Here is a 23,394-nt window from a genome sequence, read left to right on the forward strand (position 1 = left end):
GCTGTGCGCATAATATTTTTTACCCCACAACTATCAAGTGGTGGCGCACAACAAGTTGCGATATTACTTTCTTCCGCCATGGCATCACTGGGCCACGAGGTCACGATTGCACCTCCCTCGCTAGCGGGCGAGCTGGCGTCAAAAGTGAATCGACATTGCTCATTATTTGACCTGAAATCAAGCAAACCCATCAAAGCTCGGCGAAATCTCGCAGCGCTTGTAAACGAACTAAATCCGGATGCCGTCATTTGCTTTGGAATCTATACTGGAATTGCAGCCGCCTTGTCCAGCCTGAGCTGGCGCAATACCCCAGCCCTAGTAATTCGCAACGAAAACAACCTGCACATCGATTGGCAGCAAGGCACTTGGCTCAATCGAATTATTGGCCCCCACCTGTCCCGCTGGGCCGCACGAAAGGCGCACGTGATCGCGGTATCTCAATCACTCGCCCAGCCGACGGCTGATTTTCTTCGCATCCCATCATCACGACTGACCACGATCCTCAACCCGGTCATCGATGACTCGGCGCCACAAATCACTGGGACGGAGGAGACACTGCATCCATGGCTAAGGGATAAATCTGTCCCCACATTCGTTGCGATGGGGCGACTGGAACATCAAAAAGGATTCGACGTGCTCATTGACGCGTTCTCGCGCGCAAGAAAGAGGACCGATGCACGCTTGATCATCTTTGGGAAGGGGGCACTTCGTGACACCCTACAAAATCAAATCGCATCCTGCGGAATGAACGAATCCATATGCCTCGCAGGCTTCACGCCGCACGCCATCTCCCAGATGTCTGCTGCACATGCTTTTGTGCTCAGCTCGCGCTTTGAAGGCTTCGGCCTGGTGCTAGTGGAAGCGATGTTGGCGGGTACGAAAGTGATATCCACGAGCTGTGATTTCGGCCCGTCTGAGCTGCTGGAAGATGGACGCTATGGGAAGCTAGTCCCCGTCGATGACGCCCAAGCGCTTGCCGATGCCATATTGCAATCCATCAAGGAGCCATGGACCGCCGAGCGCCCCAGCGAGCAATGGTTTTCACAGTTCACAGCATCCGAAGCCGCACGCCAGCATCTCGCGTTGATCGAAAAATTACGCAGCGACTCGGGCAATTTCAGCTAACGCCCTGATTGGCACCAGCGAGCGGTAGCGCAATGCCCGAAGGCAAGCACGGGCAATCAACGCCGGCAATTTCGTGGCGCACATCACCCACCTTTGGAATCCCGCGCCCGCAAGCTTGCGCACCAACATCCAGTGCGACCCGACCAGAAAACGCTCGTAGGCCGCACTGGCCTGCCCGCTGCTGGCAGATCCGGCGTGGCGCAACCAGACCTCATCCAGCAACACCAGCGCCCCGCCCTGCCTGCGCCAGCGCCATGACAGCTCGACGTCCTCGCCGTACATGAAGAAGTCCTCGTCGAACAAGGGCGAAGCGTGGTCGGTACGTCGCACCAGCAGGCAACAACCGCTGAGGTAGGCAACGCTGCCCGGCAACGGGCGACCGGTCACCAGCGCCAGCCATCGTTGGTAGTACAGCCACCCCTGAATTTGGCCACCCTGGAGAATTCGGGGGGCCACCAGCGCCGGTACGGTACTGTCGCGGGGCAGCGCGGCAAGCAGCGCCGCACGCATGCCGGGCAATACCTCCGCATCGTTGTTGACCAGCAGGAGGGGGCCGGCATGGCCCCTGCGCTCCAGCTCGGACAGGGCGGCATTCATGCCCTTGCCGAACCCGAGGTTGGTTTGATTGGCGACAAGCTGCACGCGCGGCTCCCCGGCGTAGCGGGCGGCAAGCGCCCGCAGGCTGTACCCCTCGTCCGCGGAGTTGTCCCAAACCAGAACCGGCGCCCACCCATCGGCCAGCAGGCTGTCGATGCACCTTGCGGTCAGTTCCGGCTTCCGGAAGTGGATGGTGATGGCGGCGGTCATGCGTTCCCTTCCAGAAGGTCGTGATACGTCTGGATATAGGCGTCGCCCATCTTGCTTTCCCGGAAATGGGCCGCGGCCATCTCGCGCGCAGCAGCACCGCACGCAAGGCGCAGCTGCCGATCCGTCGCCATGGCTCGTGCAGCCTCTGCAAATGCCAGAACTTCCTCTCGCTTGCACAGCAGGCCCGTTCTGCCATGCGCAACTACCTCTTCGACGGACGTCCCCTGCATCGCAATGACAGACAGGCCGCAAGCCATAGCCTCGATGGCAACCAACGGCAGCCCCTCGCTACGCGACGGGAACAGAAACGCATCCGCACCTTGCATCGCAGCAACTACCTGCGGCCCTGTCAGGCGCCCCACGTCATGCATGTTTGACGGCATGGTGAGCTTGTCTTTTTCCGCCGCCGGGCCGCCGGTGTACTGCAATTCAAATTCGCCCCCCAACTCACGCATGATCGGGGCCAGCAGATCCACGCCTTTACGCGCCATCCAGCTGCCGACATAGAGCAGACGAAACGGTTCACCCGGTTGCCGCACGCGGTTTCCGGGCCGAAACACCTCCGTATCGATGCCGTTGTAGATGACCTCCATCGGCACATCACACAGGGTCTGGCGGGCCATCTCGGCCACGAAGCGACTGACAGCCACTACCCGGTCGGCCCGGCGCAAGACACGGCGTTCAATGGGCGCAATCCACCAGCGGTGATAGGCGGCGCGCAACCATCCCTTGTAAGGCTTCAATGCCGGGTCGTGGATCGAATGGTGCAGCGTCGCCACGACCGGCAATTGCCGGGGGATGAAGCGCGGATGCAGCCAGGTATTGATGTGGCAGACCGTCGCCCATTCCGGCGCCTTGGGCACGCGCACCGTCCAAGGCGCGTACTCCGCGCGTAGCGGCAACCATGTGATTTCTGCGCGCAGGCCACGCGCCCGCAGTCCAGCTACCAACCGCTCGGTGAACACGTCGGTGCCGGTGCATGTGCGTACGGCGGGAAACCAGATGGCGGGCGCGCTATCGGCCATGGCCGCTCTTCTCGATACGATAGATCAAGGTAGGGATGAGCCCACGGAATCGTTTGAGCAGATTATCTGGAACCCGCCTCAACAATCGGGTCGCCAGCGCGCCCGGCCGCTCGATATCCAGCGTTTCCCGCAGTCCTTCAACGCAGATATTCCGATAGCTCACACCCGCTGTCGCCAGCATTGCCTCGATCTGCGCCAGCTCCAGCGGCTCGCAATCGTAAAGATCGCCTTTTCCTGACCATCGAAGGTAAGGCGTGCGCCACGGCTTCGGCAGCCAGCTGAGAAACTTCAGGCGGTAGTGCGGCTCGGTCAGCATCCAGCGGTTGGGTACGGCCAGATAGACACAACCACCGGCTCTCAACACACGGCGGATCTCGCGCAAGTGCGTCAGTTGCGCCTCCTTGTCACCTACATGCTCGATGACGTGATTGCTGATCACCACGTCGAATCTAGCGTCTTCGAACGGGAGTTCGACGCCCTGCACCGGGATGTAGTCGTAGCCTGCGTGAACCTGCCGATTGTCGTGCACATCTACCGCGGTGACATTGCAGGACAGGGTTGGATGCGTTCCGAAATAATGTGCAATTCCACCGGAGCCAGTCCCGATCTCCAGCAACTCCAGCGGATTTGCCCCGGGCTTCAGGCCCAACAGGCGCTCGATCTTGAGTGCCTTGGGCTTGCGCGATGCCAGATCGGTGACGGCATGTGCTTGGCGGTTCATATGTCAGCCGCCTGCATCGCATCCGCGGCCCCACCACCGATGCTCAGGCTGGTCCGCAGGGATGCACCGAACCGCAGCCAGGCAAACTGCCGGGCGAAGTCCTGCGCGCGTGTACGCCATGCGCCTTCGCCATCACGCAACACGGCGAGCGCGGCATCGCGCAAGCCATCGTAATCGCCAGGGGCGATCAGCCTCCCGGAACGCCCTTCCGCCACTGCATCCACGATGCCTCCTGTGGCGAAGGCGACGGTCGGCAGGCCATGCGCCGCGGCTTCGATGGCCACCATGCCGAAACCCTCAGGGTCGCCCGGCAGTTCGCGGACCGGGAACACATGCAGGGCCGCGGATTCGTACGCACAGGCAAGCGCTTGCGGATCGGTGATGACGCCCAGGAAGCGGAGGTGCCGGCCGACGCCCGCGGCATCCGCCGTGGCCTGGATGCTGTCGCGGGATTGCACGCCCGCCAGCAGGGAGTCGGTCGGCGCATCGCCAATCACGGCAAGCACGACATCCGGTGCCGCGTGCACGATGCCCGGCAAGGCGTTGCGAACGAACTCCAGCAGCCCCTTGCGGCGGGTCAACCGGCCGATGGACAGCAGTACACGGGCGTCCCCTAGAGCGTGCTGTTCGCGAAACCGCTGCAGGGCTTCAGGCGCCTGCGGCGCTTCTGGCAAGGTCACGCCGGGATGCACGATGCGCAGCCTATCCTCGCTGACACCCAGCGCGCAGACCAAGTCCGCGGTAGGCCGGCTGTTGGCGACCACCACGTCCATGCGACGCAGCACTGGGTACCAGAAGGCCCGGTAGACCGGATGTCGCACTGCAACGTCCAATCCGTGCACATAGGCCGCCGCCCGCGCACCGCACGCTCGGGCGGCCAACCAGGCAGCCGGTGCAGTTAATCCGCTACCGGCCAGCACAACCTGCGGGCGCTGTCGCCGTGCCAGCCGCAGCGCCCGCCAGGCAGACGCCAGCAGGAAGCGAGGCAGCGGGCGCAGCGGAACTTCGCTCAATCCGATATTCGCAGGCTTGAGCGCAGCAGAACCCTGCGGGCCGATGACCTGCACCTGCGCCCGCCGCGACAGTTCATCGGCGATGTGCCAGTTCAACCGCTCCATGCCGCCCACCAGCGGCGGCAGGTTGCGGGTGATGTGGAGGATGCGGGGCGGCGGGGCGTTATCAGCCATCGCGCCTGTAGGTCAGGTTGGTGATCTGCTCGGAAATCAGTCCGATCAGGAAGACGATCACCGCCGCGCTGAACAGTAATGTGCTCATGTTGGTGAGCCTGCCCTGCGTGGCGAAGGTGTAGCCATACCAGCCGAGCGCCGCCAGGAAGAACGCCGCGGCCGTCGGCGCGAACAGCTTCAACGGCGAGTACAGGCTGGCGATCTTGAAGATGATCAGCAGGAAGCGGACGCCGTCCTTGAACGGGCGGATGTGGCTGCCGTTGCCTACCCGCTTGGCCACCGGGATCGGCACATAGGCCACCGGGTAAGCGCTGCGGAAGAACGCCATGGTGCTGGTGGTGGGATAGCTGAAGCCGTTGGGCAACAGGTGCAGGAACTCCTTGAACTTGTCTGCTCGCACGGCGCGGAAGCCGGAAGTGAGGTCCGCGATGCGGTGGCCGGTCATCCAGCTGGCCAGACGATTGTAGAAGCCGTTGGCCAGGCCGCGGTGCAGGTTGGCCTGTCCACTGCGGTCGCGCGCACCAACCACCATGTCGTAGCCTTCGTCGAGCTTGTCCAGCAGCGCGCGCACATGGCCCGCTCCGTGTTGCCCGTCGGCATCCATGAACACCAGTACCTCGCCGCTGGCCGCCCGCGCACCGCGCTTGATGGCGGCGCCGTTGCCCATGGAATACGGTGAGGACAGCACCCTGGCGCCGGCGTCGGCGGCGACCCGCGCGGTGTCGTCGGTGGACCCGTCGTCCACGACGATGATCTCCGCCTCCGGATAGGCCACCCGCAGCGCCGGCAAGGTGCCACGCAGGCCCTCGGCCTCGTTCTTGGCCGGCAGGATGATGCTCAGTATTCGGTTCCCCATGGGGTTAGGTTAGCGCGAACGGCTGACGTCAGGGCCGGCCGCGCGCGGCTCCCCGCCCTGGCCGTCCGCCACGCCCCGGGGGCCGGACCACAGCCGCCGCGAGCCGCGGGGCCGCGTTGGGCCTTGTTATGCGTTTACGCTAAAGTCGCACCGTTCCCGTGGAGATCGCCTGACCAATGAGCACCGCCCCCACTGCCAATCTGATGGGCATCACCGGGATCGCCCGGCGCCTGGTGCTGGACGGCGCCCTGGACGAGGCCGTCGCGCGCAAGGCGATGGACGGCGCGACCGCCGAGAAGATGCCGATGGCGTCCTACCTGGCCGATCGCCGGCTGGTGACGCCCGGGGCACTGGCAGCCGCCAACTCCATCGAGTTCGGCATGCCGCTGGTGGATGCGCTGGCCATCGACCCGGCCCAGTCCGCGATCACGCTGGTCAAGGAAGAGTTGCTGCGCAAGCACCAGGTGCTGCCGCTGTTCAAGCGCGGCAACCGGCTGTTCGTGGGCACGGCCGACCCCACCAACAACCGCGCGCTGGATGACATCAAGTTCCAGACCAACCTGACGGTGGAACCGATCCTGGTGGACGCCGACCGGATCAAGCGTTGCCTGGACCAGTGGCTGGAGGCCGCCGACGCGATGGCCGACGACCTGGCCGACGCCGACGGTCTGGACGGCCTGGAGGTCGGCGGCGGCGACGACGACCTGAGCAGCGATACCGGCGTGGACGCCAAGGGCGAGGACACCCCGGTCGTCAAGTTCGTCAACAAGGCGCTGGTGGACGCCATCCGCCGCGGCGCCTCGGACATCCACTTCGAGCCGTACGAGACGGACTACCGGGTGCGCTTCCGCATCGACGGCATCCTGAAGACGTTCAAGAAGGTGCCGGTGAAGCTGCACGCGCGCATCGCCGCGCGCCTGAAGGTGATGGCCCAGCTGGATATCGCCGAAAAGCGCATCCCGCAGGACGGCCGCATCAAGCTCAACATCAGTAAGACCAAGCAGATCGACTTCCGCGTCAGCACCCTGCCCACCCTGTTCGGCGAGAAGATCGTGCTGCGTATCCTGGACGGCAGCGCCGCCAAGATGGGCATCGAGAAGCTGGGCTACGAGCCGGACCAGCAGAAGCTGTTCCTGGACAGTATCCACAAGCCCTACGGCATGGTGCTGGTCACCGGCCCCACCGGCTCCGGCAAGACGGTGAGCCTGTACACCGCGCTGGGCATCCTCAACGACGAGACCCGCAACATCAGCACGGTCGAGGACCCGGTGGAAATCCGCCTGCCGGGCGTCAACCAGGTGCAGCAGAACGCCAAGCGCGGCATGACCTTCGCCGCCGCGCTGCGCAGCTTCCTGCGCCAGGACCCGGACGTGATCATGGTGGGCGAAATCCGCGACCTGGAAACCGCGGAGATCGCGGTGAAGGCGGCGCAGACCGGCCACATGGTGCTGTCCACCCTGCACACCAACGACGCGCCGCAGACCATCGCGCGCTTGATGAACATGGGCATCGCGCCCTACAACATCACCAGCTCGGTGAACCTGGTCATCGCCCAGCGCCTGGTGCGCCGCCTGCACGACTGCAAGCGCGCGGTGCACCTGCCCGAGCACGCCCTGGCGGCTGAAGGCTTCACTGCCGACGAGATCCACGCCGGCATCACGGTCTATGAGGCGGTGGGTTGCGAGGAGTGCACCGGCGGCTACAAGGGCCGCGCCGGCATCTACCAGGTGATGCCGATGACCGAGGAAATCCAGCAGATCGTGCTGGCTGGTGGTAATGTCCAGCAGCTGACCGAGGCTTCCCTGCGCAGCGGCGTCCGCGATCTGCGGCGCTCAGCGCTGGACAAGGTGAAACAGGGGATCACCAGCCTCATCGAGATCAACCGCGTCACCAAGGATTGAAGGGGAGCGCCATGTCCGCACGCAAGGCCGCCATCGGCAGGGTCCGCGAGAAAGCCGAAGCCCACCGGTTGAACGCGCTGGATGAGTTCGTCTGGGAGGGCCGCGACAAGCGCGGCAAGGTGATGAAGGGCGAGCAGATGGCGCGCAACGCCAACCTGCTGCGCGCGGAGCTGCGCCGGCAGGGCATCACCCCGACCGTGGTCAAGGCGAAGCCGAAACCCCTGTTCGGCGGCGGGGCGAAAAAGATCTCGCCGCGCGACATCGCCGTATTCAGCCGCCAGATCGCCACCATGATGAAGTCCGGCGTACCGATCGTGCAGGCCCTCGAGATCATCGGTGGCGGCAACAAGAACCCGGCAATGAAGAAGATGGTCAACAGTCTGCGCACCGACATCGAGGGCGGCGCCTCCATCTTCGAGGCGATGAGCCAGTTCCCGGTCCAGTTCGATGAGCTGTACCGCAACCTGGTGCGCGCCGGCGAGTCTTCCGGCGTGCTGGAAACGGTGCTGGAAACCATCGCCACCTACAAGGAAAACATCGAGAGCATCAAGGGCAAGATCAAGAAGGCGCTGTTCTACCCGGCCGCGGTGGTCGCAGTGGCGATCCTGATCAGCGCAGTGCTGATGATCTTCGTGGTGCCGATTTTCCGGGAGACCTTCTCGAGCTTCGGTGCGGACCTGCCGGCGTTCACCAACCTGGTGTTCGGCATCTCCGACATCGTTGTGAAATGGTTCTGGCTGATCGGCATCGTCATCGCCGCCGCCGTGGGCTTCTTCATCTTCTCCTACAAGCGCTCCGAGAAGCTGCAGCACACCGTCGACCGGCTGATGCTGAAGATCCCGGTGATCGGCAAGGTGCTGCACGAGTCCGCGATCGCCCGCTTCGCCCGCACGCTGGCGCTGACCTTCCGTGCCGGCGTGCCGCTGGTGGAGGCGCTGGACAACGTGGCAGGCGCGACCGGCAGCATGGTCTACCAAAAGGCCGTGATGCAGATCAAAGACGACGTGGCGGTGGGCTATCCGGTCAACGTGGCGATGAAGCAGGTCAACCTGTTCCCGCACATGGTGGTGCAGATGACCGCGATCGGCGAGGAAGCCGGCGCGCTGGATACCATGCTGCTGAAGGTGGCGGAATTCTACGAGGAAGAGGTTAGCAACACCGTCGACGCGCTGAGCAGTCTGATCGAACCGATGGTGATGGTGATCATCGGCGGCCTGGTCGGCTCGATCGTGGTGGCCATGTACCTGCCGATCTTCAAGATCGCCATGACGGTGATGTAAGCAGGACACCTCTCCCAGATGGCATTTCTCGACGCACACCCCGGCCTCGGCTATCCCGCCGCGGCTGGCCTGGGCCTGCTGGTCGGCAGTTTCCTCAACGTGGTGATCCTGCGCCTGCCGCCGCGGCTGGAATGGCAGTGGAAGCGCGATGCCCGCGAGATCCTGGAAGAGCCGGACCTGTATGACCCGCCGCCGCCGGGCATCGTGGTGGAGGGCTCGCACTGCCCGAAGTGCAAGAAGCCGCTGTCCTGGTACGAGAACATCCCGGTGCTGAGCTGGGTGCTGCAGGGCGGCAAGTGCCGTGGCTGCAAGGCGCCGATTTCGGTCCAGTACCCGCTGGTGGAACTGGTCACGGCCCTGCTGTTCCTGGGTTGCGCCTGGCGTTTCGGCTTTGGCTGGAAGGGCTTCGGGGCGATGCTGCTGACCAGCTACCTGGTCGCGCTGTCGGGCATCGACTTCCGCACCCGCCTGCTGCCGGACCAGTTGACCCTGCCGCTGCTGTGGCTGGGCATGATCGCGGCTGTTGAAAACCTGTACGTCGGCCAGAAGGCCGCGATCCTCGGTGCGATGGCCGGCTACCTGAGCCTGTGGTCGGTGTACTGGGTGTTCAAGCAGCTGACCGGCAAGGAAGGCATGGGTCACGGCGACTTCAAGCTGCTGGCGGCGCTGGGCGCATGGATCGGGCTGTCCGGGATCCTGCCGACCATCCTGCTGTCCTCGCTGGTGGGCGCGGTGGTGGGCTCGATCTGGCTGGGCGTAAAGGGCCGCGACAAGGCCACGCCGATTCCGTTCGGCCCCTATCTGGCGGTGGCCGGCTGGATCAGCTTCATGTGGGGGCAACAGCTGGTGGATGCGTACCTGCGTTTCGCCGGATTGGCGTAAGGCCCAACACCCCGTCCGCGGGAGCGCACCGCAGGGTGGCGCTGACCACATAATGCGCCGATGAGCGAATACATCATCGGCCTGACCGGCGGGGTGGCGTCCGGCAAGAGCGCCGTCGAGGCCTGCTTCCACACGCTGGGCGTGGTGGTGGCGGACGCCGATGCAGCCGCGCGCGCTGCGCTGGCGGCAGGCAGCGAAGGCCTGGCCGAAGTGGTGGCGACATTCGGGCCGACGGTGCTGGGACCGGATGGCCATCTGGATCGAGCGGCAATGCGCCGGCGGGCGTTCGCCGATCCCGAGGCGCGCCAACAGCTGGAAGCCATCGTCCATCCAAGGGTGCGCGCTGCGCTGGCCGAGGCCTGCCGCGGCGCGCCGGGCCCCTACGCCGTGGCCTCGATCCCGCTGCTGGCGGAAGGCGGTGGCCGCGCCGCCTACCCTTGGCTGGCCCGGGTGCTGGTGGTGGATGTGCCGGAAACGACCCAGCTTGCGCGCCTGCTGCGGCGTGACGGCATCGATGAAGCGCTGGCAAAGGCGATGATCGCGGCGCAGGCGACCCGGCAGCAGCGCCTGACGATCGCGGACGATGTCATCGTCAACGACGGGCCACTGGAGGCACTGCCCGGCCAGGTGACTGCACTCGATCGGCTTTACCGGGGTCTTGCCGCGGCGCGATCGTAGTCTTCCTTGCGGAGCGTTATTCGCTGCCAGCGTTGCCGTTGCCCGCCGCCGGCAGCGGCGAAGCCCGGCGCAGCAGTTCCGCCACCACCGGCACGTCGGCCGGCGGCATGGGATAGTCCGACAGCTTGCGCAGTGGCACCCATGCCAGCGCCTGCCCTTCCAGCCCGCGCGGGAGACCGCTGAAGGCGACCTCCCGCACATCCAGCAGCAGGCGCCTGCCGGGGGACTCCAGCGGCACGCAGGCCACCGGTGCCCCGACCTCGGTCTCGACCCCCAGTTCCTCGCGCAGTTCGCGCACCAGCGCGTCCTCGGGGGATTCCCCGGGTTCGACCTTGCCGCCCGGGAACTCCCACAGGCCGGCCAGATCGCGGCCTTCGGTGCGGCGCGCCAGCAGGACCCGCCCGCGCGCATCGCGGAGCACGCCAGCGACGACGTGGACCTGCTTCATCGAAACGAACAGGGCCGCCTGCTACGCAAGCTGCCCGTGGCAGTGCTTGAACTTCTTGCCGCTGCCGCAGGGGCAGGGATCGTTGCGGCCGATGTCGGCAAACGCGGCCTGCTGGGCGCGTGCCGCCTGCACCTGCGCTGCTTCCTCGTCCGCACCCATGCCGCCGGTGCCCGGGTGCTGGAACTGCATCTGCCGGGCAATGGCCTCGGCACGCGCGCGCTCCTCCGCCTCCGCGGCCGCCACCTCTTCCTCGCTGCGGATGCGCACGCGGGCGAGCAGCGAGACCACTTCGTGCTTGACCTTCTCCAGCAGTTCCGAGAACAGCTCGAAGGCTTCCTTCTTGTATTCCTGCTTGGGCTGCTTCTGCGCATAGCCGCGCAGGTGGATGCCCTGGCGCAGGTAGTCCATGCGTGCGAGGTGCTCCTTCCAGCTCTGGTCCAGCACGTTGAGCATCACGTGCTTCTCCAGCATGCGCATGGTTTCGCCGCCGACCTGCGCTTCCTTGTCCGCGAACAGTGCATCCACCGCGTCCTGCACGTGGCCAAGGATCTGCGATGCATCCAGCTCGGCCTGCGCCTTGTGCAGCCCCACCAGGTCCAGCTGCACGCCGAACTCGCTGGCCAGCGCCGCCTCCAGGCCGGGCAGGTCCCACTGCTCGTCGATCGAGTCGGCCGGCACGTGGCGCTGCACCAGCTCGGCGACCACGTCGTAGCGGATGCCGTCGATGTTCTCCTTGACGCTCTCGGCTTCCAGCAGCTCGTTGCGCTGGCCGTAGATGACCTTGCGCTGGTCGTTGTTGACGTCGTCGAAGTCCAGCAGGTTCTTGCGGATGTCGAAGTTGTGGGCCTCGACCTTGCGCTGCGCGTTGGCGATCTGCTTGGTCACCAGCGCCGACTCGATGATGTCGTCTTCCTTCAGGCCCATCCGCGCCATCACCTTCTGCACCCAGTCGGCGGCGAAGATGCGCATCAGGTTGTCTTCCAGCGACAGGTAGAAGCGGGACGAACCCGGGTCGCCCTGGCGGCCGGAGCGGCCGCGCAGCTGGTTGTCGATGCGGCGGGACTCGTGGCGCTCGGTACCGATGATGTGCAGGCCGCCCGACGCCTTGACCGCCTCGTGGCGCTCCTGCCAGGCCGCCTTGACCCGGTCCTTCTCGGCCTGCGGAGCATCCTCGCCGAGAGCGGCCAGTTCCGCTTCCAGCGAACCGCCCAGCACGATGTCGGTGCCGCGGCCGGCCATGTTGGTGGCAATGGTCACCGCGCCCGGGGCGCCTGCGTTGGCGACGATATGGGCCTCGCGCTCGTGCTGCTTGGCGTTGAGCACTTCGTGCGGGATGCCGGCCTCGCGCAGGTTCTCGCTGAGCAGCTCCGACACCTCGATGGAGGTGGTGCCGACCAGCACCGGCTGGCCCTTTGCCACGCATTCCTTGATCTCGTTGGCCACCGCGCGGTACTTGCCGGCGCGGTTGAGGAACACCAGGTCCGGGTGGTCCTTGCGGATCATCGGCCGGTGGGTGGGGATCACCACCACTTCCAGACCGTAGATGTTCTGGAACTCGAATGCTTCGGTGTCCGCGGTACCGGTCATGCCGGACAGTTTCTTGTACATGCGGAACAGGTTCTGGAACGTCACCGACGCCAGCGTCTGGTTCTCGCGTTGCACCGGCACGCCTTCCTTCGCCTCCACCGCCTGGTGCAGGCCGTCGGACCAGCGCCGGCCCGGCAGGGTGCGGCCGGTGAACTCGTCGACGATGATCACCTCGCCGTCGCGGACGATGTAATCCACGTCGCGCTGGTAGATGGCATGGGCGCGCATCGCCGCGTTGAGGTGATGGACCACGTGGATGTTCTGCGCGGCGTACAGGCTCTCGTCGGCCTCGAGGATGCCAGCCTGGCGCAGCAGCTGCTCGGCATGCTCCTGTCCGGCTTCGGACATGTGCACCTGCTTCTGCTTCTCGTCGACCCAGTAGTCGCCTTCGCTCTCTTCGGTTTCCTGGCGCTGCAGCGACGGCACCACTGCGTTCACCCGCAGGTAGAGCTCCGGTGATTCGTCGGCCGGACCGGAAATGATCAGCGGGGTGCGCGCCTCGTCGATCAGGATCGAGTCCACTTCGTCGACGATGGCGAAATTGAGGCCGCGCTGGAACCGGTCTTCCTTGGCCAGCGCCATGTTGTCGCGCAGGTAGTCGAAGCCGAATTCGTTGTTGGTGCCGTAGGTGATGTCGCAGCCGTAGGCCGCGCCCTTGTCGGAATGCGGCATGCCCGGGTAGACCACGCCCACGGAGAGGCCCAGCCAGTTGTACAGCTTGCCCATCTGGGCGGCGTCGCGTCGGGCCAGGTAGTCGTTGACGGTGACCACGTGCACGCCCTTGCCCTCGAGCGCATTGAGGTAGACCGCGGCGGTCGCGGTCAGGGTCTTGCCCTCGCCGGTGCGCATTTCCGCGATCTTGCCGCCGTGCAGGACCATGCCGCCGATCAGCTGGACGTCGAAATGGCGCATGCCGAACACGCGCACCGAGGCTTCGCGGCAGACCGCGAACGCTTCCGGCAGCAGCTTGTCCAGCGATTCGCCCTTGGCGATGCGGGCCTTGAACTCATCGGTCTTCGCCTTCAGCGCCTCGTCCGAGAGCGCCTGCATCTGCGGCTCCAGCGCATTGATCTTCCTGACGTTGGCGCCGTACTGCTTGAGCAGGCGCTCGTTGCGGCTGCCGAAAACGCTGGTAAGCAAACTGTTGAACATGGGGTGTCCCTGGCGGGATGCGCGCCGGCGGCGCGGCATCGGGAAAGCAACGGAATACCCAAAGGCGGGCAGGACTGCCCGTTCGGGAATCGATTAGTTTAGCTGGAGGCGGCCTGCGGCGTGCGCAAGCCCCTCGCCCGATGTCAGCCGCGGTCGGGGCCGTGGCGGGCCAGCGCGTTGTTGTGGCCGAGGAACTTGCGGGGATTGACCACCACGCCGTCCTGCCACAGCTCGAAGTGCACGTGCGCGCCGGTGGAGCGGCCGCTGGAGCCGGCCCTGGCGATCTCCTGCCCCGCGCGCACCAGGTCGCCGACCTGGCGGACCAGGCGCGAATTGTGCGCATAGCGGGTGACGTAGCCGTTGCCGTGGTCGATTTCGACCGTGTTGCCGTAGCCGCTGCGATCGCCCGCATAGCTGACGACGCCGTCCGCCACCGCCAGCACCGGGTCGCCGATGCTGGCCTGGAAATCGATGCCCTTGTGGAACTGGCTGCCGCCGCCGAACGGGTCGGCGCGACCGCCAAAACCGGAGGTGACGAAGCTGCCTGCAATCGGCTCGCGCGAGGGCACCGTGTTGCGGTCCAGCGCGCGGTTGAACAGCAGGGTTTCCAACACCGACAGCTGGGTGCCGGCAGCCCGGTATTCGTTTTCCAGCGCGACCAGGCGCGCGCGCAGCTCGGCCGGCGGCATGTCGCGGGCGATCCCGCCACCGCCCTGTCCGACCGGCTTTTCGAAATCGAACTCCCCGTCCTGCAGCTGGCCGGCGCGGGTCAGCCGGGTGCCCAGCGCATTCAGGCGGTTGGCCTGCGCCTGCAGTTCGGCCAGCCGCGCGGCCAGCGCGTTGACATCGCGTTGCGCGTCGCGGCGTACCTTGTCCAGCTCGGCCTGGCGTTCGGCGTCCGCAGCTTGCAGCGCCTCCACCTGGGCCATGCCGATCGCGCTGCGTGCGGCGGCACCGCAGAGCATGCCGGCACCCAGCAGCAGCGCCAGCGCCGCCCACGGCCTGCTGCGCGCCCACCGGCGCAGCTGCTGGGCCTGCGCAATGGCGCGTTGGCGGGTATCGTGTAGGTTGCTGATTTCGATCATCCGTATGCCTGGTTCTCGATCCAACCCCGAAAGGGGCCGTGCCGCCGCCAGCCCGCGTGCAGCGCTGGACGCGCTGCTCGCCGGCTCTGCCGGGGGCACCCTGCGCCGGGCCCAATGGCTCGACGCGATGGACCGGTTGCTGCGGCCCCTCCTGCCAGCGGGGCTGGCGGCGCATACGCGCCTTGCCAACGTCCGCGGGGACAGGCTGGTGTTCGTCGTCGACGCACCGGTCTGGCATGCCAAGTTGCGGCTAGCCGCGCCCGCGCTGATCGACGCCGCCCGCTCCATCGGGCTCGAAGTGAACGACGTGGGTGTCAGGACGACCACCGCACCGCTGCGACCACAACCGCTGGCCGACGCGCGCCATACTCCGATGTCGGCCGCCGCCCGTGCTGGACTGGAGACGGCCTTGGCCATGCTGCGGCCGGAGGCATCGGAAGACACCCCGGGCGACCGCAAGGCGGGGACGAGGCGGGCACCGAGACCCCCCGCCGAACCAGCCGAGGGCGCATCCTAGCCGCGCCGGCCGCCGGTTTTGTTAAGAATTCGATGGAGAGCGGGCGGGATTTCGTGAAATGCATCACGGTTTCCGCCGGGGTTAGACCGCCGGCAGCGCGATGCCGTAGCCCAGCTGCGGTGCCTGTTCGGCATCGACGAAGCTGACTTCTTCCCACGCCTCGGCATCCGCCAGCAGCGCGCGCACCAGCTTGTTGTTCAGCGCATGTCCGGACTTGTAGCCCTCGTAGGCGCCGAGGATGGCGTGGCCGGCCAGGTAGAGATCGCCGACCGCGTCGAGGATCTTGTGGCGGACGAATTCGTCGGCGTAGCGCAGGCCGTCCTCGTTCAGGACGCGGAAATCGTCGAGCACGATGGCGTTGTCCATCGAGCCGCCGAGGCCGAGGTTGCGGTCGCGCATGTACTCGAGGTCGCGCATGAAGCCGAAGGTGCGGGCGCGGCTGACTTCCTTGATGTAGGCGCTGGTGGAGAAGTCCACCTCCACCCGCGACAGCGCATCCGGGATCGCCGGATGGTCGAACTTCACCGTGAAACCCAGCCGGAACCCGTCATGCGGGTCGAAACGGGCGACCTTGTCGCCATCGCGCACTTCCACCGGCTTGAGGATGCGGATCAGCCGCTTGGCCGCGCGCTGCTCGACGATGCCGGCGGATTCCAGCAGGAATACGAACGGACCGGCGGAGCCGTCCATGATCGGCACTTCCGGCGCGCTCAGCTCGACATAGGCGTTGTCGATGCCCAGGCCCGCCATCGCCGACATCAGGTGTTCAACCGTCTGCACCTTGGCGCCATCGCGGCTCAGCCCGGTGCACAGGGTGGTTTCGGTGACCAGCGCCGCGGCGGCGGGCATTTCCACCACCGGGTCCAGGTCGATGCGGCGGAACACGATGCCGGTATCGACGGGCGCCGGCCGCAGGGTCAGGAAGACCTTCTCTCCGCCATGCAGACCCACGCCGGTGGCGCGGATCACGTTCTTGAGGGTGCGTTGGCGAAGCATCGGTTCAGATTATCACGGGACTTGCTGAATCGATCCGTAAAAAACTTCCGGCCCGTCCCGGCAGCGCCCGCTGCGGCGGCTGGGAAAGGGGCCGGCCAGCTTGCGCCAGCCGGCCGGAAGACGCGACCGGGCGGACGACCCGGCGCGCGATTCGACAGGGGTGCCACGCCCTGCTGCCACGGCCGCGGCGGCAGGGATCGGGAATGGGCCGCGCCGGTCAGCGCAGGCTCGTTCCGCCCTCCCGCTCCGCAGGGGAAGCGGGAGGCGCTGAGCGACAGCCGGACGGTCCGAAGCGGACCACCCGCACGCTGCTACCCTCAGTCCGCTTGGCGGCGCAGGAACGCCGGGATGTCGAGGTAGTCGTCCTTCGGCAGCTCGGCGGCGGCCGGTGCCGCTTCGGCGGCATTGCGGCGCAGGCCACCGGCGAAACCCACCGGCGCCGTCGGCGCGTAGCTGTCGGCAATCGCGTCGATCGGCAGCCCGGTGGTGCCGTCGCGCTTGACCTGGGTATTGATCAGCTGCACCTGCGGACGGCGCAGCGGCTCCTGCGCGGTTTCATAGCGCACCTCGCGGCGGTCATTGCCGGCCGGCTGGCGCAGGCCCACGGTGGCGCGGCTGAGGCCGGTGGCGACCACGGTGACGCGCACCTCGTCCTGCATGTCCGGATCGAGCACGGTACCGATGACCACGGTGGCGTCCTCGGCGGCGAACTGCTCGACGGTGCGGCCCACCTCGTCGAACTCGGCCATGGTGAAGTCGGGGCCGGCGGTGATGTTGACCAGGATGCCGTTGGCGCCGGACAGGTTGACGTCGTCCAGCAGCGGGTTCTGGATGGCGGCTTCCGCCGCGGCCTGCGCGCGGTCGTCGCCGCGGGCGCTGCCGCTGCCCATCATCGCCAGGCCCATCTCGGACATCACGGTGCGCACGTCGGCGAAGTCGACGTTGATCAGGCCAGGACGTACGATCAGGTCGGCGATGCCCTGCACCGCGCCCAGCAGCACGTCGTTGGCTGCGCGGAACGCCTGGATCATGGTGGCGTTGCGGCCCAGCACGGTGATCAGCTTCTCGTTCGGGATGGTGATCAGCGAGTCGCAGTGCTGGCTCAGTTCCTCGATACCCTTCGCCGCCACCTGCATGCGCCGGCGGCCTTCGAACGGGAACGGCTTGGTGACCACGGCCACGGTCAGGATGCCCATTTCCTTGGCCAGCTGCGCCACCACCGGCGCGGCGCCGGTGCCGGTGCCGCCGCCCATGCCGGCGGTGATGAACACCATGTCGGCGCCCTGCAGCGCCTCGATGATGGCTTCACGGTCCTCCAGCGCGGCCTGGCGGCCGACTTCCGGGTTGGCGCCGGCGCCCAGGCCCTTGGTGACGTTGCCGCCGAGGGTCAGCTGCTGCGATGCGCCGCAGTTCTTGATCGCCTGCGAATCGGTGTTGGCGGTGATGAACTCCACGCCGTCGACGCTGCTGTTGACCATGTGCGCGACCGCGTTGCCGCCGCCACCGCCGACGCCGAAGACCTTGATGACCGCGTTGGGTGCCACCTGCTGGATCAGTTCGAAATGTGCCATGTCCGTGTCCTGTCGTTGTGGCCGGGATCGGGGAGGCGGGAGTCCCGCTTCGCCTTCGCCGGCTTGTTATTGGGTTGTGTCCTGCGCTTGCTGCCTTGCTGCTTGCCTGTCTTTCCTGCCCTGCCCGCCTGTTGCCGCTACTGCCCGCTGCCGACGCTCAGAACGCGCCGCGGAACCACTTCACCGCCTTGCCCAACACCCCGCCGACCTTGCCGCTGGGCAGCGTCGGCCGCTTCGGGTGTTCCATCTGCGCGCCCATCAGCAGCAGGCCCACGCCGGTGGCATGCACCGGGTTGCCCACTACCTCGCCGAGCCCGGTGACGTGCTGCGGGATGCCGATCCGCACCGGCATCTGCAGCATTTCCTCGGCCAGCTCGACCACGCCTTCCATCTTCGAGGCACCGCCGGTCAGCACCATGCCGGCGCGCACCCGCTGCTCGAAGCCGGAGCGGCGCAGTTCCGCCTGCACCATCTCGAAGATTTCCTCGTAGCGCGCCTGCACCGCCTGCGCCAGCGCGTGCCGCGGCAGCCGGCGCGGCGGGCGGTCGCCCACGCTTTCGACCTGGATGCTCTCCTCGGCACGCGCCAGCTGCGCCAGCGCGCAGGCGTACTTGACCTTGATGTCCTCGGCGTGCGGCGTGGGCGTGCGCAGCATGTGCGCGATGTCCTCGGTCACCTTGTCGCCCGCCACCGGCAGGTTTGCGGTGTGGCAGATCGCGCCCTGCATGAACACCGCGATGTCGGTGGTGCCGGCGCCCATGTCGACCAGCACCACGCCCAGTTCGCGCTCGTCCGGGGTCAGCACCGCGGTGCTGGACGCCAGCGAGGACAGGATCAGCTCGTCCACCTGCAGGCCGCAGCGCTGCACGCACTTGCTGATGTTCTGCGCCGCCGACTGCGCGCAGGTGACCAGGTGCGCGTGCACCTCCAGGCGCACGCCGGTCATCCCGACCGGGTTGCGGATGCCTTCCTGCGAATCGTCCAGCACGTACTCGCGCGGGATCGCGTGGAGGATGCGCTGGTCGGCCGGGATCGCCACCGCCTTGGCGGCTTCCAGCACGCGGTCGAGATCGCCGTAGGTCACTTCGCCGTCGCGGATCGGCACGATCCCGGGCGAGTTCTTGCACTGCACGTGGTTGCCGGAAATCGAGGCGTACACGCTGCTGACCTCGCAGCCGGCCATCAGCTCGGCTTCCTCCACCGCACGCTGGATCGACTGCACGGTGGAATCGATGTCGACCACCACGCCGCGGCGCAGCCCGCGCGATTCGTGCGAGCCGATGCCGATCACCTCGATGGGCTCGCCCGGGGCGTATTCGCCGACCAGCGCGGTGACCTTGGAGGTGCCGATATCGAGGCCGACGATCAGGGACTTGTCGCCTTTGCGGTTCATGTGTTGCTGCCGTGGTTCATGGGGGTGGGATCAGCCTTCGCCCAGGTCAGGGCGAAGCCATTGGTATAGCGAAGGTCGGCGCGCACCAGACGACGGTGCGGGTTCTGCGCGGCCAGCTGCGGCAGCATCGGAGCGAACCGCGCCAGCCGGGCGCCGGGGTCGCTGCGACCCAGCACCACGCGGGTGCCGTCGCGCAGGCTGATCGACCAGCTGCCGCGACGGTCCAGCGCCACACCCAGCACGCCGCCGGCGTCGGCCAGCTGCTCGCGGGCCTGGTTGTACAGCGCCACCACTTCCGGCACCCGGCCTTCCGGACCGTCCAGCAGCGGCAGGCCCGGCGGCGGCTGGAGCCTGCCGACCGGGAACAGCCGGCCGTGCTCGGACAGCAGCTGCTGCTCGCCCCAGCGCGCGAACGGGCGGTGCTCGACGATCCGCACCTCCAGCACGTCCGGCCAGTGCTTGCGCACTTCCGCGCGCTCCACCCAAGGCAGGCCGTCCACGGTGCGCTGGATCGCGCCCAAGTCCACCGCGAAGAAGCCGCGCTGCGCATGGGGCAGCACCGCCGCCTGCAGCTGCGCGCGGTCGACCCGCGCCAGTTCGCCCTGCACGCGCAGGGTACGCAGCGGCCAGTGGTCGCCGCCCATCCAGCCCTCGACCACGGCCACCACCGGCAGCGCCAGCAGCGCCAGCGCGAGCAGCCAGGCCAGCGAGCGCAGGGCAGGCTTCAAAGCGTCTGCTCCAGGATGCGCCAGCACAGTTCCTCGAACGACACGCCCAGCTCGCGCGCCGCCTTCGGCACCAGCGAGTGACTGGTCATGCCCGGGGCGGTGTTCACTTCCAGCAACAGCAGCCGGCCGCTGGCGCGGTCGCGCATCACGTCGATGCGACCCCAGCCGCTGCAGCCGGCGGCGCGGAACGCATCCAGCGCCAGCGCGCGGATCGCGGCCTCATCGCCGCCCTCCAGACCGGGACACAGGTACTGGGTGTCCTCGGCGATGTACTTGGCGTTGTAGTCGTACCACTCGCCTTTGGGCACGATCCGGATCGACGGCAGCGCGACTTCGCCCAGCACGCCGACGGTCAGCTCGTCGCCCACCACCATCTGCTCCATCAGCATTTCGCCGCCGTAGCCGCGCGCGACCTCGATCGCGGCGTCGATGTCGGCTTCGGCCAGCACCCGCGCCACGCCCACGCTGCTGCCCTCGCTGGACGGCTTCACGAACACCGGCAGGCCCAGTTCCAGCGCGGCCGCGCGCAGGTCGGCGCCGGGCGCCAGGCGGACGAACTTCGGCGTCGGCAGGCCGGCGCTGATCCACACCTGCTTGGTGCGGATCTTGTCCATGGTCAGCGCGCTGCCCAGCACGCCTGAGCCGGTGCAGGGAATCTCGAAGCCCTGCAGCAGGCCCTGCAGCACGCCGTTCTCGCCGTCGCCGCCGTGCAGGATGTTGAACACGCGGTCGAACCTGCCGTGCACCAGCGCATCGACCAGGGCCGGGATGCCGTCCACCGCATGGGCGTCGACACCACGCGACTGCAGCGCTTCCAGCACGTTGCGACCGGAATCCAGCGAGACTTCGCGCTCGCTGCTGCTGCCGCCCATCAGCACGGCGACACGGCCGAACGCTGCCGGGTCGGTGCAGCGCAGCGGGGCGAATGCGGAGGCGCTCATGCGGGTTCTCCCTGCGCAGGTTGCGGCTGCAGGCCATCGCGGGCGATCTGCTGCGCGGCGGCGCCGATGTCGCCCGCGCCCATCAGCAGCAGCAGGTCGCCGTCGCGCAGCACGCCCGGCAGCACGGTGGCCAGTTCGGCGGCACCACCGACGACCACCGGCTCGACCCGACCGCGGGTGCGGATCGAACGCGCCAGCGCACTGGCATCGGCGCCGGCGATGGGCGCCTCGCCGGCCGGGTACACCTCGGTGAGCAGCAGCGCATCCACGCTCGACAGCACTGCCGCGAACTCGTCGAACAGGTCGCGGGTACGGGTGTAGCGGTGCGGCTGGAACGCCACCACCAGCCGCTTGTCCGGCCAGCCGCCGCGGGCCGCGGCGAACACCGCGGCGAGCTCCTTCGGGTGGTGGCCGTAATCGTCCACCAGCGCCACTTCGCCACCTTCGGCCAGCTTCAGCGTGGCCAGCTGGTTGAAGCGCCGACCGATGCCCTGGAAGCCTTCCAGCGCCTTGGCGATGGCCGCGTTCGGCACGCCCAGCTGCCAGCCGATGGCGGCGGCAGCCAGCGCGTTCTGCACGTTGTGGCGGCCCGGCAGGGCCAGCGTGCAGGCGGTGCGGCTGCCGTCCGGCAGGCACAGGGTGAACTGCATGCGCGCGCCCTGCTGGCGCACGTCGGCGGCGCGCACGTCGGCCTCCGGCGCGAAGCCGTAGGTGACCACGTGGCGCGGCGTCCTGCGCGCCAGCTGCGCCACTTCCTCGTCATCGATGCACAGCACCGCCAGACCGTAGAACGGCAGCCGGTGCAGGAATTCGGAGAACGCCTGCTTGACCCGCTCGAAATCGCCGCCGTAGTTCTCCAGGTGGTCGGCGTCGATATTGGTGATGACCGCCACCACCGGGTTCAGGCGCAGGAAGCTGCCATCGCTCTCGTCGGCCTCGGCCACCAGCCAGTCGCCGCCGCCGAGGCCGGCATTGGCGCCGGCAGCCAGCAGCTTGCCGCCGATCACGAAGGTCGGGTCCAGCCCGCCTTCGGCCAGCACGCTGGCGGTCAGCGAGGTGGTGGTGGTCTTGCCGTGCGTGCCGGCCACCGCCACCCCGCGCTTGAAGCGCATCAGCTCGGCCAGCATTTCCGCGCGCGGCACCACCGGGATGCGCTGCGCGCGCGCCTCCAGCAGCTCGGGGTTGTCCGGCTTGATCGCGCTGGACACCACCACGCAGTCGGCCTCCAGCACGTTGGCGGAAGCGTGGCCGCGGTGGATGACGATGCCCAGCGACGCCAGCCGCTTGGTCACGGCGTTGTCGGCGTTGTCGGAGCCGCTGACCTGGTAACCCAGCGTGCGCATCACCTCGGCGATGCCGCTCATGCCGACCCCGCCGATGCCGACGAAATGCACGCGCGGCAGGGCCTTGGCCGGGTCGTTGATCTGCCGCAGGTGCAGGCTGTGCGGGCTCATCGGGAAACCTCGTTGGAAATCGCGGCCAGCACCGCCTCGGCCACGCGCTGCGCGGCATCGGGACGGGCCAGGCCACGCGCGGCCTGCGCCATCGCCAGGCGCTTGCCGGGATCGGCGGAAAGATCGGCCAGCGCCTGCTGCAGGCGCGCGGCCAGTTGTTCGGTCTGCGGCAGCAGCACGGCGGCGCCGCGCTCCACCAGGTATTCGGCATTGCGGGTCTGGTGGTCGTCCACCGCCTGCGGGAACGGCACCAGCACGCTGCCGACGCCGACCGCGCACAGCTCGGCCAGGGTCAGCGCACCGGCGCGGCAGACCACCAGGTCGGCCCAGGCGTAAGCGGCCGCCATGTCGGCAATGAAGGGCTCCACGCGCGCTTCGACATTCGCATCGGCATAGGCCTTGCGCGCGGCGTCGAGCATCTTCTCGCCGGCCTGGTGGATGATCTCCACCGGCTGGCCCAGCGCGGCCACCGCGCGCGGCACCGCTTCGTTCAGCGCACGCGCGCCCTGGCTGCCGCCCAGCACCAGCAGGCGCAGCGGCCCTGCATGCGCGAAGTCGCGCTGCCCGGGCGGCGGCACCTGCGCGATCTGCGCACGCACCGGATTGCCGACATGGACTTCCTTCGCGAAGGTCTGCGGGAAACCCACCAGCACCTGCCGCGCCACTCTTGCCAGCGCCTTGTTGGTCATGCCGGCGGCACGGTTCTGCTCGTGCACCAGCAGCGGGATGCCCGCCAGCTTGGCGGCGATTCCGCCCGGCCCCGCGGCGAAGCCGCCGAAGCTGACCGCCGCGTCCGGACGACGCGCGCGCATCACCGCAGCCGCCGCGCGCACCGCCGACAGGATCCGCAGCGGCGCCGCCAGCAGGGTGGCGATGCCCTTGCCGCGCACGCCCTTGACCGCGATGGTGTCGATGGCGACGCCCTGAGGCGGCACCAATCGGGTTTCCATGCCGCCGTCCGCGCCCAGCCAGCACACGTCCGCGCCGCGCACGCGCAGCGCCTGCGCCACCGCAAGGCCGGGGAAAATGTGGCCGCCGGTGCCGCCGGCCATCACCATGA

The 23,394-nt window shown here is 67.5% G+C and carries 20 protein-coding genes and 1 pseudogene; 6 read left to right on the plus strand and 15 right to left on the minus strand.

Annotation, left to right across the window (positions count from 1 at the left end; translation table 11 throughout):
• Positions 1–3 precede the first annotated feature (3 nt).
• Positions 4–1,125 (plus strand): glycosyltransferase, encoded by a 1,122-nt coding sequence (locus ICG51_RS05230; protein WP_223809524.1) that lies wholly within the window; start codon positions 4–6, stop codon positions 1,123–1,125.
• Here the strand turns inward: ICG51_RS05230 and ICG51_RS05235 are convergent.
• From ICG51_RS05235 to ICG51_RS05255, 5 genes are all read right to left on the minus strand, one after another.
• Entirely contained in the window at positions 1,096–1,932 is an 837-nt protein-coding gene (locus tag ICG51_RS05235; protein ID WP_190281953.1) for a glycosyltransferase, read from the minus strand. The two genes, ICG51_RS05230 and ICG51_RS05235, sit on opposite strands and share 30 nt — an antisense overlap.
• On the minus strand, positions 1,929–2,957 hold the full coding sequence (locus ICG51_RS05240; RefSeq protein ID WP_190281954.1) for a glycosyltransferase family 4 protein: 1,029 nt from the start codon (positions 2,955–2,957) through the stop codon (positions 1,929–1,931). Before ICG51_RS05240 ends, ICG51_RS05235 begins: the two co-directional genes overlap by 4 nt.
• A complete protein-coding gene (locus ICG51_RS05245; RefSeq protein ID WP_190281955.1) occupies positions 2,947–3,678 on the minus strand; it encodes a class I SAM-dependent methyltransferase in 732 nt (243 codons plus the stop codon). Before ICG51_RS05245 ends, ICG51_RS05240 begins: the two co-directional genes overlap by 11 nt.
• Complete coding sequence (locus ICG51_RS05250) at positions 3,675–4,796, minus strand: glycosyltransferase family 4 protein (protein WP_190281956.1); 1,122 nt, start codon at positions 4,794–4,796, stop codon at positions 3,675–3,677. Before ICG51_RS05250 ends, ICG51_RS05245 begins: the two co-directional genes overlap by 4 nt.
• A 61-nt stretch (positions 4,797–4,857) precedes the next feature.
• The gene (locus tag ICG51_RS05255; RefSeq protein ID WP_190281957.1) at positions 4,858–5,721 is read right to left on the minus strand and encodes a glycosyltransferase family 2 protein; all 864 of its coding nucleotides are present in this window, start codon (positions 5,719–5,721) and stop codon (positions 4,858–4,860) included.
• Between the two features lie 176 nt (positions 5,722–5,897).
• On the opposite strand from ICG51_RS05255, the gene pilB reads away from it, so the two are divergent.
• The 4 genes from pilB to coaE are packed head-to-tail and all read left to right on the plus strand — an operon-like array spanning position 5,898 to position 10,462.
• Positions 5,898–7,622: a type IV-A pilus assembly ATPase PilB gene (gene pilB, locus ICG51_RS05260; protein WP_190281958.1), complete on the plus strand. Its 1,725-nt coding sequence runs from the start codon at positions 5,898–5,900 to the stop codon at positions 7,620–7,622.
• An 11-nt stretch (positions 7,623–7,633) separates the two neighbouring features.
• Positions 7,634–8,902, plus strand: a complete 1,269-nt coding sequence (locus ICG51_RS05265) for a type II secretion system F family protein (protein ID WP_190281959.1) — start codon at positions 7,634–7,636, stop codon at positions 8,900–8,902.
• Positions 8,903–8,920: 18 nt separating this feature from the next.
• A complete protein-coding gene (locus ICG51_RS05270) occupies positions 8,921–9,784 on the plus strand; it encodes an A24 family peptidase (protein ID WP_190281960.1) in 864 nt (287 codons plus the stop codon).
• Between the two features lie 60 nt (positions 9,785–9,844).
• Positions 9,845–10,462, plus strand: a complete 618-nt coding sequence (gene coaE / locus ICG51_RS05275; RefSeq protein ID WP_190281961.1) for a dephospho-CoA kinase — start codon at positions 9,845–9,847, stop codon at positions 10,460–10,462.
• 82 nt (positions 10,463–10,544) lie between these two features.
• Here coaE and ICG51_RS05280 read toward each other — a convergent pair.
• From ICG51_RS05280 to ICG51_RS05290, 3 genes and pseudogenes are all read right to left on the minus strand, one after another.
• Positions 10,545–10,922: pseudogene (locus ICG51_RS05280) on the minus strand (NUDIX domain-containing protein); the annotation flags it as partial.
• 9 nt (positions 10,923–10,931) lie between these two features.
• Positions 10,932–13,649, minus strand: a complete 2,718-nt coding sequence (gene secA / locus ICG51_RS05285) for a preprotein translocase subunit SecA (protein ID WP_190281963.1) — start codon at positions 13,647–13,649, stop codon at positions 10,932–10,934.
• Between the two features lie 143 nt (positions 13,650–13,792).
• Entirely contained in the window at positions 13,793–14,734 is a 942-nt protein-coding gene (locus ICG51_RS05290; RefSeq protein ID WP_190281964.1) for a M23 family metallopeptidase, read from the minus strand.
• Between the two features lie 4 nt (positions 14,735–14,738).
• On the opposite strand from ICG51_RS05290, the gene ICG51_RS05295 reads away from it, so the two are divergent.
• Positions 14,739–15,251, plus strand: a complete 513-nt coding sequence (locus ICG51_RS05295) for a DUF721 domain-containing protein (protein WP_190282369.1) — start codon at positions 14,739–14,741, stop codon at positions 15,249–15,251.
• Between the two features lie 81 nt (positions 15,252–15,332).
• On the opposite strand, the gene lpxC is transcribed toward ICG51_RS05295, so the two are convergent.
• The 7 genes from lpxC to murG form a co-directional block, all read right to left on the minus strand.
• A complete protein-coding gene (lpxC, locus tag ICG51_RS05300; RefSeq protein WP_190281965.1) occupies positions 15,333–16,247 on the minus strand; it encodes a UDP-3-O-acyl-N-acetylglucosamine deacetylase in 915 nt (304 codons plus the stop codon).
• A gap of 317 nt (positions 16,248–16,564) precedes the next feature.
• Positions 16,565–17,818: a cell division protein FtsZ gene (gene ftsZ / locus ICG51_RS05305; protein WP_190281966.1), complete on the minus strand. Its 1,254-nt coding sequence runs from the start codon at positions 17,816–17,818 to the stop codon at positions 16,565–16,567.
• Between the two features lie 157 nt (positions 17,819–17,975).
• The gene (gene ftsA, locus ICG51_RS05310; protein ID WP_190281967.1) at positions 17,976–19,211 is read right to left on the minus strand and encodes a cell division protein FtsA; all 1,236 of its coding nucleotides are present in this window, start codon (positions 19,209–19,211) and stop codon (positions 17,976–17,978) included.
• Positions 19,208–19,939 carry a cell division protein FtsQ/DivIB gene (locus ICG51_RS05315; RefSeq protein WP_190281968.1) on the minus strand — a complete coding sequence of 244 codons (732 nt, stop codon included), beginning with the start codon at positions 19,937–19,939 and terminating at the stop codon, positions 19,208–19,210. Before ICG51_RS05315 ends, ftsA begins: the two co-directional genes overlap by 4 nt.
• Entirely contained in the window at positions 19,936–20,880 is a 945-nt protein-coding gene (locus ICG51_RS05320) for a D-alanine--D-alanine ligase (protein WP_190281969.1), read from the minus strand. The genes ICG51_RS05315 and ICG51_RS05320 overlap by 4 nt, the downstream gene beginning before the upstream one ends.
• A complete protein-coding gene (gene murC / locus ICG51_RS05325) occupies positions 20,877–22,334 on the minus strand; it encodes a UDP-N-acetylmuramate--L-alanine ligase (RefSeq protein ID WP_190281970.1) in 1,458 nt (485 codons plus the stop codon). Before murC ends, ICG51_RS05320 begins: the two co-directional genes overlap by 4 nt.
• Complete coding sequence (gene murG, locus ICG51_RS05330; RefSeq protein ID WP_190282370.1) at positions 22,331–23,392, minus strand: undecaprenyldiphospho-muramoylpentapeptide beta-N-acetylglucosaminyltransferase; 1,062 nt, start codon at positions 23,390–23,392, stop codon at positions 22,331–22,333. Before murG ends, murC begins: the two co-directional genes overlap by 4 nt.
• Between the last annotated feature and the right edge of the window lie 2 nt (positions 23,393–23,394).

The organism is Thermomonas sp. XSG, from assembly GCF_014678725.1.
Taxonomy (GTDB): domain Bacteria; phylum Pseudomonadota; class Gammaproteobacteria; order Xanthomonadales; family Xanthomonadaceae; genus Thermomonas.